Origin of the sequence: Paenibacillus ilasis, from assembly GCF_043195395.1 — a bacterium.
Taxonomy (GTDB): Bacteria; Bacillota; Bacilli; order Paenibacillales; family Paenibacillaceae; genus Paenibacillus_AQ; species Paenibacillus_AQ lautus.
This window is the reverse complement of sequence record NZ_JBHDJG010000006.1, coordinates 1-13789: the sequence shown is the minus strand read 5'-3', so window position 1 is coordinate 13789 and position 13789 is coordinate 1. Positions and strand designations below refer to the sequence as shown.

General features: G+C 50.9%; 11 protein-coding genes. All 11 read right to left on the bottom strand.

Annotation, left to right across the window (positions count from 1 at the left end):
• Positions 1 to 8 precede the first annotated feature (8 nt).
• On the bottom strand, positions 9 to 1229 hold the full coding sequence (locus ACETK5_RS31055) for an acetylornithine transaminase (RefSeq protein WP_394059634.1): 1221 nt from the start codon (positions 1227 to 1229) through the stop codon (positions 9 to 11).
• Between the two features lie 237 nt (positions 1230 to 1466).
• Positions 1467 to 2303 (bottom strand): acetylglutamate kinase, encoded by an 837-nt coding sequence (gene argB / locus ACETK5_RS31050; RefSeq protein ID WP_394059633.1) that lies wholly within the window; start codon positions 2301 to 2303, stop codon positions 1467 to 1469.
• Positions 2304 to 2334: 31 nt separating this feature from the next.
• Positions 2335 to 3561 (bottom strand): bifunctional glutamate N-acetyltransferase/amino-acid acetyltransferase ArgJ, encoded by a 1227-nt coding sequence (gene argJ, locus ACETK5_RS31045; protein ID WP_394059632.1) that lies wholly within the window; start codon positions 3559 to 3561, stop codon positions 2335 to 2337.
• An 18-nt stretch (positions 3562 to 3579) separates the two neighbouring features.
• Positions 3580 to 4635 (bottom strand): N-acetyl-gamma-glutamyl-phosphate reductase, encoded by a 1056-nt coding sequence (gene argC / locus ACETK5_RS31040; protein WP_394059631.1) that lies wholly within the window; start codon positions 4633 to 4635, stop codon positions 3580 to 3582.
• Positions 4636 to 5030: 395 nt separating this feature from the next.
• On the bottom strand, positions 5031 to 5600 hold the full coding sequence (locus ACETK5_RS31035; RefSeq protein WP_394059630.1) for a GNAT family N-acetyltransferase: 570 nt from the start codon (positions 5598 to 5600) through the stop codon (positions 5031 to 5033).
• 276 nt (positions 5601 to 5876) lie between these two features.
• The gene (locus ACETK5_RS31030; RefSeq protein ID WP_394059629.1) at positions 5877 to 6782 is read right to left on the bottom strand and encodes a YitT family protein; all 906 of its coding nucleotides are present in this window, start codon (positions 6780 to 6782) and stop codon (positions 5877 to 5879) included.
• 26 nt (positions 6783 to 6808) lie between these two features.
• Positions 6809 to 7922, bottom strand: a protein-coding gene (gene prfB / locus ACETK5_RS31025) for a peptide chain release factor 2 (RefSeq protein WP_394059628.1) whose coding sequence is annotated in 2 segments (ribosomal slippage) — positions 6809 to 7849 and positions 7851 to 7922 — 1113 coding nt in all. Because the reading frame shifts where the segments join, the coding sequence is not laid out codon by codon here.
• A gap of 382 nt (positions 7923 to 8304) precedes the next feature.
• Positions 8305 to 10818, bottom strand: a complete 2514-nt coding sequence (gene secA, locus ACETK5_RS31020; protein ID WP_394059627.1) for a preprotein translocase subunit SecA — start codon at positions 10816 to 10818, stop codon at positions 8305 to 8307.
• A gap of 717 nt (positions 10819 to 11535) precedes the next feature.
• A complete protein-coding gene (gene hpf, locus ACETK5_RS31015) occupies positions 11536 to 12099 on the bottom strand; it encodes a ribosome hibernation-promoting factor, HPF/YfiA family (RefSeq protein WP_100540918.1) in 564 nt (187 codons plus the stop codon).
• Between the two features lie 197 nt (positions 12100 to 12296).
• Complete coding sequence (locus ACETK5_RS31010; RefSeq protein ID WP_009594275.1) at positions 12297 to 12494, bottom strand: cold shock domain-containing protein; 198 nt, start codon at positions 12492 to 12494, stop codon at positions 12297 to 12299.
• 361 nt (positions 12495 to 12855) lie between these two features.
• Positions 12856 to 13789: fibronectin type III domain-containing protein (locus ACETK5_RS31005; protein ID WP_394059626.1), on the bottom strand; the 934-nt coding region annotated here is incomplete at its 5' end.

Genomic DNA, 13789 nt, shown 5'->3' with positions numbered 1-13789 from the left:
CGATTCTTCTATGCTTGGCTAACCGCCGTATGCTCATGTATAAGTTCCGTAACAATCGATACCGCCTGGTCGATCTCTTGTTTGGTAACGTACAGATTCGGAAGCAGCCGGATCACATTCGGTCCTGCCGTTACGAACAGCAGCCCGCGGCTCTGTCCTTTCAGCACCAGCTCGCCAACCGGTTCAACGCATTCGATGCCGATCAGCAGGCCTTTCCCCCGGATCGCCTTCACAAAAGGATGGCTGCCCAGACTCTCATTCAGCTTCGTCATCAAATATTCTCCAGCTTCGGCCGCGCGCTGCGGCACGTTGTCCTCCAGCATCGTCTCAATGGTGGCCTGGATGACGGAGCTTGCAATTGGTGTGCCGCCAAACGTCGTTGCATGGCTTCCTGCCGTAAAGGCTTCGCGTAGGTAAGCTTTACCCAGCATCGCGCCGACCGGGAACCCGGAGCCGAGTCCTTTGGCCACGGTGAAAATATCCGGCTCAATGCCGTAATGCTCGTGCGCAAACAGCTTGCCGGTCCGGCCCATGCCTGTTTGCACCTCGTCCACGATCAGCAGCAATCCGTTCTTCTTGCACAGCTCGGTAACGGCTTGCAGGAACTCCGGCTCCACCGGATGTACGCCGCCCTCCGCCTGCACCATTTCGATCATGATGGCGGCGGTGTTGTCGTTAATGGCTGCTTCCAGTGCCGGAAGGTCATGCAGTGGAACGCTTTTGAAGCCTGCCGGAAGCGGAAGAAAGCCTTCCTTTACCTTATCCTGGCCGGTTGCCGTCAGCGTAGCCAGCGTCCGTCCATGGAAGGACTGGGTAAACGTAATGACCTCGTACCGTACCGTCCCCTTCACCTTCTGATGGTAGCGGCGCGCCAGCTTAATGGCGGCTTCGTTCGCTTCTGCCCCGCTGTTACAGAAGAAGACCGCATCCGCGCAGGTGTTGGCTGTCAGCAGCTCGGCTGCTTTTTCCTGACCCGGAATGTGGAACAGGTTCGAGACATGCCACAATTCATCCAGCTGGGCCTTCAGCTTCTCTTTCACCTTTACCGGAGCATGGCCGAGGTTCGTTACCGCCAGACCGGCCATAAAATCAAGATATTTGTTGCCTTGATCGTCCCATAGCCAGCTGCCCTCCCCTTTGACCAGGGCGATTGGATATCTGGCGTACGTTTGGAACAATGAGCTTTCATTAGCTGCTTTGATACCGCCTACTGCTGTTTCTTTTCCCATGACCTTCACACACTCCTTTGCATATGGACAAAACAGATTCATGAATATTCCTGAACTCTGACACCCCTGACACCACTTCGCATGTGGATTGTTCTTCCGATCGCTGTTGCCCCCAAATTTTTATTGAAATGGTTGAAACGGTTAAAATCCGGGGGCAAAGGCGACCACGTTGCTTCTCCAGAACAATTCCACCTTCTCCGTTGAAGCCGCTCTATTCCTACAAACTCAAATCTAAATCTACATCCGCACGATGCGCGTTCCCAGCACTTCGCCTCCAAGCACCCGGCTCAGTACATTCGGCTCGCTTCCGTCCACGATGACAACCTCGCTCACTTTGCCGTGAATGCAGCTGATGGCCGCTCTGACCTTCGGTATCATGCCGCCGTAGATTTCACCTGTCCCGATCATGTCCTCGATCTCCTGCACCGTCACGGTTGGAAGCACCCGCTTCTCGCCGCCCGATCCCTTCATGATCCCGGGCACGTCGGTGACCACGATCATCCGGTGTACCCCCAGATGGGAGGCCACGGCACCAGCTGCCGTATCGGCATTGATGTTGTAGCGCTGACCGGACGGATCCACCCCGATCGGTGCTACCACAGGCATGTAGCCCATTTCCAGCACACCGTTCAGAATCGACGACTTCACCAACGTCACATCGCCGACCCAGCCAACCTCCGCATGGTTCGTCACCGGTTTGGCCTCGATCAGTCCGCCGTCCGAGCCGGACAAGCCGATAGCAGCGCCGCCCACGCTTTGAATCCGTCGTACAATCTGTTTATTGATGGTGCCCGCAAGCACCATCTCCACGACGTCCAGCACATCCTCTGTCGTCTTGCGCAGCCCGTTTACAAATTCGGTCTCGATGCCGAGTTTCTCCAGGTTGCCGGAGATGGCGGGTCCGCCGCCATGCACGATAACGGGGTTGACTCCCTTTTGCTGCAGATCCTTCAAATCCTCGAAGAAGCTGTCAGGAAGCGCAGCGAGCGTGCTGCCGCCGCATTTCATCACGAACGTATCCGCACCTGATGTTTTAACCGGCAGCGTATCCTTTTGATCGATCGTGCTCTTCATATCCGTCTCCTCCGTCCTACTGAATATTTATCTACGTACGATAAGCCGCATTAATGCGGACATAGTCATAAGTTAAATCACAGCCCCAGGCCGTAGCCGACCCATTACCGATATGCAGATTCACGTCAATATCCACGGTGTCGCCCTGAAGGTAAATCAGAGCCGCATCCTCGTCAAACGCAACGGGTCTTGACTGCTCCAGCACCGAAATCGGGCCGATGGCAATATCGACCGTCTCCGGATTAACCGGACGGCCCGCACGGCCAACAGCCGCAATAATGCGTCCCCAGTTGGCATCTGCGCCGAATACGGCAGATTTGACCAGGCTGGAGCCAATGATTGTCTTGGCAATCGCTTGCGCGTCATCATCGCTTTCGGCACCGTCCACGCGAACCTCGATCAGGCGGGAAGCTCCCTCTCCGTCACGCGCGATCGCCTTCGCCAGCTGCTGGCATACATAATGGAAGCCGGCTGCAAATGCATCCCAATCCGGATGCTCCGGCGAAAGCATGTCGTGTCCCGCCAGGCCGCTGGCCATCGCAACCAGCATGTCGTTCGTGCTTGTATCGCCGTCTACCGTAATCATATTAAAGGTCAGGTTGGTCGTTTGGCGCAGCAGCAGCTGCAGTGCTTCCTGACCAATGACCGCGTCCGTCGTCATAAATCCGAGCATGGTCGCCATGTTCGGATGAATCATCCCCGATCCCTTGGCCGTCCCGGCGATGGTCACCTTCGTACCGTTAACTTGTACCGTGACGCAGGCTTCTTTTTTCACGAGATCGGTTGTCAAAATTGCTTGGCTGAAGCTTTCAGCCCCTTCGCTTTCTCCGCTGAGCCTTGCAGGCAGGCCGGCGATACCTGAGGAAACCCGGTCCATCTTCAGCAATTCCCCGATGACTCCGGTTGAGGCGACGGCCACATCGTTCTCTTCCAGACCGAATTGCGCAGCCGTATTGGCACGCATCGCGTAAGCATCCTCTTCGCCCTGCTTGCCCGTACAGGCGTTAGCATTCCCACTGTTGACGACGATCGCACGAAGCTTGCCGTCCTGCAGGCTTTCACGCGTCACCTTCAGCGGTGCCGCTTGGAACAGGTTCGTTGTATATACAGCAGCCGCCACGGCAGGCACATCACATACAATGACGCCCAGGTCGTTACGGTCGGTTTTCTTAAGTCCACAGTGAAGTCCGGCAGCCTTGAAGCCTTGCGGCGTTACGATGCTGCCCCCATCGATAATCGCAAACATATTTTCTCCCATGTCTGTATCCCCAGACGCTTACGGATAAATCGGCGTAAACGTAAGTCCGAGGCTCTCCTCCCATCCCATCATCAAATTCAGGTTCTGAATCGCCTGACCGGCTGCACCCTTCACCACATTATCAATGACCGATATAATGGTCACTCTGTTCGTACGCGCATCCACCGCAAATCCGATATCGCAGTAGTTGGACCCGCTGACTTCTTTTGTCGCAGGCCATACGCCCAAGTCGCGGATTCTTACAAACCGGCGGTTCTTGAAATACTGGCGATACAGCTCGATGAAATCCTCTTCCGTGTAAGGACCATTCAACGTGGCATACATGGTGCTCATGATTCCCCGCGTCATCGGAACCAGATGGGTCGTAAAGGTAACCGTGATCGGTTCGCCCGCGACCTGCGTCAATACCTGCTCAACCTCGGGAATATGCTGGTGTTTATTTACCTTATAGGCTTTGAAGTTCTCGTTGATCTCGGCATAGTGCGTCATCAAACTCGTTCCCCGGCCTGCACCGGACACGCCGGATTTAGCGTCGATAATTAGGGAAGAGGCATCAATCCATCCCGCGCTGATTGCCGGAATGAGCCCGAGCAGCGTCGCTGTCGGATAACAGCCCGGATTGGAGATGAAATCCACATCACGGACCTCTTCGCCAAACACTTCGCATAGACCATATACGGCCTTTTCCAACAGTTCCGCACTCGGAGCCGTATGTTTATACCACTGTTCATAAACAGCTCCGTCCTTTAAACGAAAATCCCCCGAAAGATCTATGACCTTCAGGCCCGCATCCAGCAGCTCCGGCACCAGCTTGGCACTGACGCCCGAAGGCGTAGCCGCGAACACCAGGTCTGCCACCTTAGCGATTTCCGCTGGATTGACATCATCCAGGTTCCGGGTCATGATATTCGTCAAATGCGGAAAACCGTCCGCTATCGGTACGCCTGCCGTCGATGAAGAGATTACCGATGTAATCTCAACGCGCGGGTGTGCTTGCAGCAAGCGGATTAGTTCCACGCCACCGTAGCCGGTAGATCCAACAATAGCAACTTTTACTGTGTTTGTGTCCGTCATATCCTCATCCCTCTCCCCAAGGAACAGTTGAAGGACCTTATACAAGGTCCCATTCATCCATCCTTCATCTCTACGCCATGCTCATCCGTATAACTTCTTCCGAGCGATTCACCTTGTCTCCTGAACTCTGCCCTTGATGTGATAAGATATAGAAATCAAGGGTAGTGACTGTTGATGCTCTTGATATGGCTTTCCATCGTAAGGCAGTCAAGCTTGTATAAATCTTGTTTAAGAAGTCTTCTGTCTCCTGCGTTAAAACGACGCTTTCGTCATAGGTATTCATTGACTTTATCCGTCTCATAAATATGTATTATTATACGACCGTATTCATATAAATACAATGGATTATTCAAATTTGGTCCCAAATGCATGAGAATTCCATGTTCATCCAATGGCTAATAAGCGGATTCAAATTCTTCTTTTAGAATGGAATATACTTTAAGGTCCCAATGCTGACCTTTGATCTTGATCCCCTTCCTCAATGTTCCCTCATAAGTCATACCGATCTTCTCCATGACACGCTGAGAGCCGATGTTCCCTTCTATGCAACGAGCTTGGATGCGCACAAGATCCATTTCGCCAAATCCGAGTTTCAGTAAAGCGGAGGCCGCTTCCGTCATGAGCCCTTGTCCCCAACAATCCCGCGCGAGTACATAACCGATCTCGGCACTCTGCTGTTCGGGCTTCCACCATACAAAATCCACCGTTCCGACCAGACGCCCGTCCTCCTTCAACTCGATCCCCCAAGGGGCAATATCATGCTTGGCATACTGGACCAGTATAAACTGGATGAATTTTTTACTGTCCTGAATCGTCCGATGGGTATCCCATGTTACGTACTTGGCAACCTCCTCATCAGAGGCATAGGCATACATATGTTCCGCATCCTGCATCGATATTCTGCGAAGCCGCAGGCGCTCGGTTTCCAATACCGGCAAATTAGCGTAGATCTGTTCGATTTCCATAATCTCCTACCCCCTGAACAATATTAGATACCATTATATGCTCTTTACTAGAAAAATAAAGAAAAATTCAAGGTCAACGATCAGCCCCCTACTTAAAAGTCGACGATCGACGCACTTCACAGATGACAGACCGCGTTTAGAGGACGTTTTGCTTGCGATTATCGAATGGTTAGCTTCGCTGAAACCTTATCGATTCTACAGTTCCACAAAAAAAGAGACGGTGATATACACCGTCTCTTCAAGTGTCGAGAACCTCTCGACACCGCTTTTATTGGGTTACGCCTTGATATTGCGGAAACCTTCACCCAATACCTCATGGGCATTGCTAATGATGACAAACGCATTCGGGTCCACCGATTGTACCACCGTTTTCAGACGGGGAATTTCACTCTGCCCGACGACCACCATCAGAACCGTCCGGTGTTCGCCCGTATAGCCTCCCTCTGCAGTCAGCTTGGTTAGTCCACGATCGAGATCCTCGAGAATCGCCTTGGTGATCGGCTCCGTATGATCGGATATAATGTAAGCTACCTTCGTGAAGCTAAAGCCCAGCTCAATTGCATCAATCACTTTGCCTGTCACGTACAATCCAATCAGCGCGTATAACGCCTGCTCCAGCGACAGCACGAGGGCTGCCGAAGAGATCACAATCGCATCCAAGAGTACGACGCAGAGGGAGAAGCTGAGGCCGCTGTATTTTTGCAAGAGCTGCGCTACGATGGTCAATCCACCGGTTGACCCCCTGCCGCGATAGACCAGCCCCATCCCGATACCGACGCCGATTCCGCCATAAATGGAAGCCAGGAGCGGATTGGAGGTTGGAATCGGCCAGTCCTTGGTCAAAAAGACGAACAGCGGCAAAATCACGCTTCCCAGCAGGGAACGGATGCCGTAATCGCGTCCAAGCAGCCAAAAGCCAAGCACAAACAAAGGGATATTCAGCGCCCACTGCGTGAAGGCTGGTTCAATCCCGAGCCACGCTTGCGCAAGAACAGACAATCCGGACACGCCGCCTGAGGCGATGTGGTTAGGCAGGAAAAACAGATTAAATGACAGCGCCATAATAAAGGAGCCGACGATAATAAAAGCGGCGTCCACCGTCTGACGAAGGGGACCGTTGATCGGAATCAGGGGTTCTCTTTTTCTTTTGTTAATCGATGGATTACCAGCGGATTGCGCCATAGTTCTTCGAATCTCTCCTCAACGTCCTACTCGACTTCCTGCTTGATCTGACTGCGCAAGTATCCATCGATAAAAGCATCCAGATCCCCGTCCATGACGGCTCCTATATTACCGGTCTCCACCTGTGTACGATGGTCTTTCACCATGCTGTACGGATGGAATACATACGAACGGATCTGGCTGCCCCATGCGATGTCGGACTGCTCGCCGCGGATTTCCGCCAATTCCCTCTGCTGCTCTTCAATCTTGCGCTCATAGAGCTTGGAACGAAGCATGGTCATTGCACGCTCACGGTTCTTGATCTGGGACCGTTCATTCTGACAGGTTACGACCACACCCGTTGGCAAGTGAGTGATCCGTACGGCCGAGTCCGTCGTATTGATATGCTGACCACCGGCACCGCTCGCACGGTACGTATCAATCTTCAGGTCCTCCGTGCGGATGTCCAGTTCAATCTCATCGTTAATCTCCGGAACGACGTCACAGGACACAAATGAGGTATGGCGACGGCCCGAAGAATCGAACGGAGAGATCCGAACCAGGCGATGCACCCCTTTTTCAGCCTTCAAATACCCATATGCATTGTAGCCCTTAATGAGCAGCGTCACGCTCTTGATTCCCGCTTCATCCCCAGGCAAATAATCCAGCGTCTCCACCTTAAAGCCGCGTTTCTCCGCCCAGCGCGTGTACATGCGATGCAGCATTTGGCCCCAGTCCTGCGACTCGGTACCTCCCGCGCCCGGATGCAGCTCAAGGATGGCATTCATTTTATCGTAAGGCTGGTTCAACAGCAGTTGGAGTTCAAACTCTTCCACACGCCCAACCAGATCCTTGATGGTCTCTCCGATTTCTCCTGCAAGCGAGTCATCGCCTTCTTCATCCGCCAGCTCGATCATCACGACGGCATCATCGTAATCCGCTTGCAGCTTCTGATATTGATCCACGGATGACTTCACGGCATTCATCTCGGTAATAAGCGCCTGAGCTTTCTCATTGTCGTCCCAGAAATCCGGGGCTGCCATCTTCTCCTCAAAGTTCTCAATCATCTCCTGCTTTAAACTTAAGTCAAAGAGACCCCCTAAGATTGGTTAGTTTCTTGCTGATTTCACGCAGGTCCTGCTTCACACTTGGATCGATCATGAGTCCTCGTCCTTTCTTATCTACACGTAATAATTCCAGTATACCCTCTCCAGCATGGAAAACGTTCCATTTTAGGAGAAAATCCACGTCACATCGCTTCACAACATGTTTCGCTGTTTATTCAGATAAACTCCCTTAAGCGCAGCAGTGATTTCGGATCACGGTGGAATAGACCACAATCACCCGGTTCATCTGCCGCTCTTAAGGGAGTTGAAAAGTCGCCCATAACCTGGACGGGCTATATGAGGATTATCGAAGTTTGTTGTGATGCTGAACAAATGTCGATCATCGCAAGAAAAGTATCCTCTAAACGCGCTCTTGCTTCTGTAAAAGCACGTCAATGGATGCTTTTCTTATATTCATCACCGTTAGGCTGGATCGCTTAAGCGTTCTGTCCATGGCAGTGCTTATACTTCTTGCCGCTGCCGCAAGGGCATGCGTCGTTCCGGCCGATCTGTTCAGCCACTTGGACCGGACGCTTCTCGGCAGGCTCGCTGCTGCTGTTCGTGGAGACTTTATTCTCGTCCACAACCGCTTGGCGCTCCTGATTCGTCGCGATTTGGGCCTTCATGATGTAGGTCGCCACTTCTTCCTGGATCGTCGCGATCATGGCATTGAACATCTCGAAGCCTTCGAATTGGTATTCGCGAAGCGGATCGGTACCGCCGTAAGCGCGGAGGTGGATACCTTGACGCAGCTGATCCATTGCATCAATATGATCCATCCACTTGCTGTCCACCGCACGCAGGACGATAACTTTTTCGAACTCGCGTACCATTTCTTCGCCGATGGCTTGTTCACGTTCTTCGTACTTCTTCATCACGCGATCGAAGATGTACTCCGTAAGCTCTTCGGCTTCTTTACCCCACAGATCTTCGCGGGTAACGGCGCCCTCGTCCAGCAGCTTGCTGTTCACGTAGTCTGCCACTTCCTGCAGTTCCCAGTTCTCCGGAATGTCATCGCTGCAGTGAGCCTGCACCACACGATCAATGACCGGCTTGATCATCTCTACAACGATTTGCTTAATGTCTTGGGACTCCAAGATCTCACGGCGCTGCTTGTAGATGATCTCACGCTGCTGGTTCATGACGTCATCGTATTGAAGAACGACTTTACGCATGTCGAAGTTGTTGCCTTCTACCCGCTTCTGCGCGGATTCCACCGCACGGGTAATCATTTTGCTCTCGATCGGCTGATCTTCTTCAAAGCCAAGACGATCCATCATATTCAGCACGTTGTCCGTACCAAAACGCTTCATCAGCTCATCGCCGAGGGACAGGTAGAACTGGGTAGACCCCGGGTCACCCTGACGACCGGCACGGCCGCGCAGCTGGTTATCGATCCGGCGCGATTCGTGACGTTCGGTACCGATAATGTGAAGTCCGCCAATATCCTGTACGCCTTCGCCAAGCAAAATATCCGTACCGCGCCCCGCCATGTTCGTCGCGATCGTTACCGATCCCGGCTGTCCGGCGCGTGAGATGATTTCCGCTTCCTCCGCATGATACTTCGCGTTCAGAACTTTATGCTGGACGCCTTTGCGCTTCAGCATTTCAGACAATCGCTCGGAGTTCTCGATGGACACCGTACCCACCAGAATCGGTTGGTTCTTTTTATGGCGCTCAACGATCTCGGCTACTACCGCCTTAAACTTGCCTTCTTCGCTCTTGTAAACCACATCCGGCATGTCAATACGCTGATTCGGTTTGTTCGTAGGAATTTGCAGCACTTCAAGACCGTAAATCTTCTTGAATTCTTCTTCCTCCGTCTTCGCCGTACCGGTCATGCCCGCCAGCTTGCGATACATCCGGAAGTAGTTCTGGAAGGTAATCGTTGCAAGAGTCATGCTCTCGTTCTGAACCTCAATGCCTTCCTTCGCTTCGATCGCCTGGTGGAGACCGTCGCTATAGCGGCGTCCAGCCATCAGACGACCCGTAAATTCGTCAACGATGACCACTTCGTCATCGGTAACGACATAATCCACATCGCGGCGCATGATGACGTTCGCTTTCAGCGCTTGTACAATGTGGTGGTTCAAGGTTACGTGGTTATGGTCATACAGGTTGTCGATCCCGAAGGAACGCTCCGCTAGCGCCACGCCTTTTTCGGTTAAGGCCACGGATTTGACCTTAATGTCTACCGTATAATCCTCTTCCGGAGTAAGACGCTTCACGAAGCGGTCAGCTGCAAAATACAGCTCGGTCGATTTCTGAGCTTGTCCCGAAATGATGAGCGGCGTACGCGCTTCGTCAACCAGGATGGAGTCCACTTCGTCAATGATACAGAAATAAAGCGGACGCTGAACCATCTGCTCTTTGTAGAGGACCATGTTGTCCCGCAGATAGTCAAAGCCGAACTCATTGTTCGTCCCGTACGTAATATCGCAAGCATACGCCTGCTGTTTATCCGGGTGTTCCATACCGCTCAGGTTAACCCCGACCGTCATTCCCAGGAAGTTATATATTTGCGCCATCTCTTGGCTGTCACGCTGTGCCAAATAATCATTGACGGTTACCACGTGAACACCTTTGCCAAGCAGGGCATTTAAGTAAACCGGCAGCGTACCTACAAGGGTCTTACCTTCTCCGGTCTTCATCTCTGCAATTCTGCCTTCGTGGAGGGCCATACCCCCGATTAACTGCACGTCATAGTGACGCTTGCCAAGTGTCCGTCTGGAAGCCTCACGAACGGTCGCAAACGCTTCAGGCAGCAATTCCTCCAGCGTCTCACCCTTCTCGATCCGCGCACGGAACTCTTCGGTTTTGGCTTGCAGCTGCTCATCGGAGAGCTTCTCAAAATCCGGTTCCAGTTTGTTGATTACATCGACCGTCTTCATGAGACGTTTGACATCACGCTCGTTGGTGTCGCCGAAAATCTTTTTGACAAGTCCTAGCATGGTTAACCCCTTTCGTGCAAAACAAGTGATAGAATCAACTTCATTAAATGCCAAAGGGTTAAATGATGAAATCGATTCATTGATTCCTTATGATGGTCCCATTTCATGCAGGCTAAAAAGCCCGTCCCATAAAATGAGGGTTTGCATAAATTGTAACAGTTTGTAAGGGATGCCGCAACAATATGTGTTATCACAAGAGATGTCTGTTACGTGAAGCCCTATTCTATGAGACGCGGAAAGGCTCAAAAAAGTTGCGTGGAGCATTTACCCAGTCATAACCAATGGAAGTATATTCATTTCTCAAATGAAACTCTACATCTAAATGGGTGTAAAATATTCTTCTCCCATTGTCCGGAAATAACAAAGAACTCCGCCCCGGAACTATGGTTCAATCATGACTAAACCGAACGCTAATCCTCTTATAAAGGAAGTCCTTAAGACGTTGTACCTGAAGCTGTTTAAGAAACGGCACCGAAGCCCCCTATGAGCCATCTCATCTAAAACAGTGGTTGCACTTTTCAGCATACTCCGACGGGTTTACCATCAAATACCACCGTCTTTACGATGCCTACCGCGTCGAAAACGTATATATCCAAATAAAGAGCCCCACCCGCTTACACGGATGAAGGCTCATCTTACATTTCAATTTCATTTACCGTTTTAAAATTCGAATCAGGTCCAGCTGCTTCTGCATTCCGCTTGGAATATCACTAAAGCTTAGTCCCTCTCGATCAATCCGTACTTGCCGTCATCACGCTTGTAAACGACATTTACTTCTTGTGTGTCAATGTTGGAAAATACAAAGAAATTATGGCCTACCATGTTCATCTGCAGGATCGCTTCTTCCACGTCCATCGGCTTCATGGTAAAACGTTTCGTACGGACAACTTCGTAATTGTCCTCGTCATACTCGACTTGCTCTGCCTCCATCTGACTGGTTGCTGCTCCGTTCGCCGCAATGAGCGTCTTCAATCCGCCCTCTTGCTTGATCTTACGGTTCAGCTTGGTTTTGTGCTTGCGAATCTGACGTTCCAACTTGTCCACAACAGCGTCAATGGAAGCGTACATATCGTCGCTTCGGTCTTCCGCACGCAGTACCACGCCTGTGAGCGGAATGGTCACTTCCACTGTGTGCAATCCTCGAATGACATTCAGTGTGACATATCCTTCGGAGGTGGGGGGTGCATCAAAATACTTATCTAGCCTGCTGAGTTTCTTGTCAACATAGTCTTTCAAAGCATCGGTCACTTCAATTTGTTGACCTCGGATAGTGAATTGCATTGGGCACTCCTCCTTTGCACCTTCATTATAGCATTTTGTTAAGGCTATGTAAAAAGTCAGAATTGTGAATTTTAGCACAATATATTCAGGGGACGGTGAACAGAAAAAAGACTCCGGACGAACCGGAGTCTTGGGCTAGCGAATCTCGAATTGTTAACCATCTATACCGTTTATGTAGGTCGGCTGTGCCGGGATGATTATAATTTGATTACGTTAGCTGCTTGCGGGCCACGAGCGCCTTCAACGATCTCGAATTCTACGGATTGTCCTTCTTCCAGAGTCTTGAAGCCCTCGGATTGGATCGCGGAGAAATGTACGAATACGTCGCCGCCGTCCTCAGTCTCGATGAAGCCATAACCTTTCTCTGCGTTGAACCATTTCACTTTACCTTGCATGCACTAACATTCCCTTCATTGTCAAATAAAGTGTGACACTAATTGTCCACATTTCCGACTATAGCACCCGACTTATCCAGTGTCAATTACCAAGGAAAAGGTTTTCTTTTGCAAAAAAACCGGAAAAATGTCGACTTGGCTTCACGACTGAGTTGGCGGGCAAAAATAGTCTGCGGACAAAATAGGTTTATGGTTATTTACCCGGGGAGGGAGGGGGTGAACCACAGAATTTTGCAAAGGCTATTTTTTGTTTTTTCTATAAAACGAACGCATTTCTATATATCAGAGCTTTAATAGAAGAGAAAGGATCCTCATATTCGAGATGATGAAGATCCTTCTCTACTAAATTGGGTCTTAAAGGTTACAAAGCCGCTTTTGTTACGTAACTGGACCAATCACCTAAATTAACCCCATTAATCGCACGAATACGATAGGTCTGTCTAACACCTTTTACTAGACCTGTATGAATATACGTTTGTTGATCACCAACATAAAAAGAATGACCATTGATATCAAGTTCGTACTCGCTTGCATTTCCTATTGCACTCCAGGTGATCGTATTCTCGCCAACTCCAGAAGTAACAGTAATAGTTGGGGCACTTAAAGTAGTCCTAAAAGTAAACGGATCACTCCAGACGCCATCCCCACCTGCATTCTTCCCACGAACACGAATGGTATAATCTTGATCCGGTTGAAGGGAACTCAGTGTAGCTGTCGCCGTTGTTGGTGACGTCACAATCGTTCCGTTGCGTTCCACATCATATTTCGTTGCTCCCGATACCGCCGGCCAGCTTAACACGATTCGATTGCTGGTTGCAGTTCCCGTGATGACACCCGGCTTACTTGGAACCGTATTTGCATTGACCACTGCACTCCACAGGCTCACATTCGTGTCACTTTTTGCTCTGACTTTGTACGTATGCGCTGTCCCTGGATTTAAACCTGTATGGGTGTATCCAGTCCCTGTCACCGTTACCACCACGCCATCGGCTTCTACCTCATATGCTGTAGCACCTGCAATTACTGCCCAGCTTAAGGTAATCTCCGTCTCAGCTACTGCTTTCGTGACAACCGGTGTTGCCAGCTGCGTCTTCACGACAATGCTGTCGCTCCAATCCCCATTGCCTCCGGTATTCTTCGCACGAACTCGAATCGTATAGTCCTGGTCCTGCTGCAATCCGGATAAGTTTGTTGATGCTCCGGTTGGGGATACAACCACAACCCCATTTCGCTCTACATCATAGCGGGTCGCTCCCGATACTGTCGGCCAGCTTAATACAATGGTTGTGCTGGTT

Excerpts from the sequence above, each read along its gene's own strand:
- ACETK5_RS31055 (WP_394059634.1), bottom strand. The coding sequence starts at position 1,229 with ATGGGAAAAGAAACAGCAGTAGGCGGTATCAAAGCAGCTAATGAAAGC.
- argB (WP_394059633.1), bottom strand. The coding sequence starts at position 2,303 with ATGAAGAGCACGATCGATCAAAAGGATACGCTGCCGGTTAAAACATCA.
- argJ (WP_394059632.1), bottom strand. The coding sequence starts at position 3,561 with ATGGGAGAAAATATGTTTGCGATTATCGATGGGGGCAGCATCGTAACG.
- argC (WP_394059631.1), bottom strand. The coding sequence starts at position 4,635 with ATGACGGACACAAACACAGTAAAAGTTGCTATTGTTGGATCTACCGGC.
- ACETK5_RS31035 (WP_394059630.1), bottom strand. The coding sequence starts at position 5,600 with ATGGAAATCGAACAGATCTACGCTAATTTGCCGGTATTGGAAACCGAG.
- ACETK5_RS31030 (WP_394059629.1), bottom strand. The coding sequence starts at position 6,782 with ATGGCGCAATCCGCTGGTAATCCATCGATTAACAAAAGAAAAAGAGAA.
- secA (WP_394059627.1), bottom strand. The coding sequence starts at position 10,818 with ATGCTAGGACTTGTCAAAAAGATTTTCGGCGACACCAACGAGCGTGAT.
- hpf (WP_100540918.1), bottom strand. The coding sequence starts at position 12,099 with ATGCAATTCACTATCCGAGGTCAACAAATTGAAGTGACCGATGCTTTG.
- ACETK5_RS31010 (WP_009594275.1), bottom strand. The coding sequence starts at position 12,494 with ATGCAAGGTAAAGTGAAATGGTTCAACGCAGAGAAAGGTTATGGCTTC.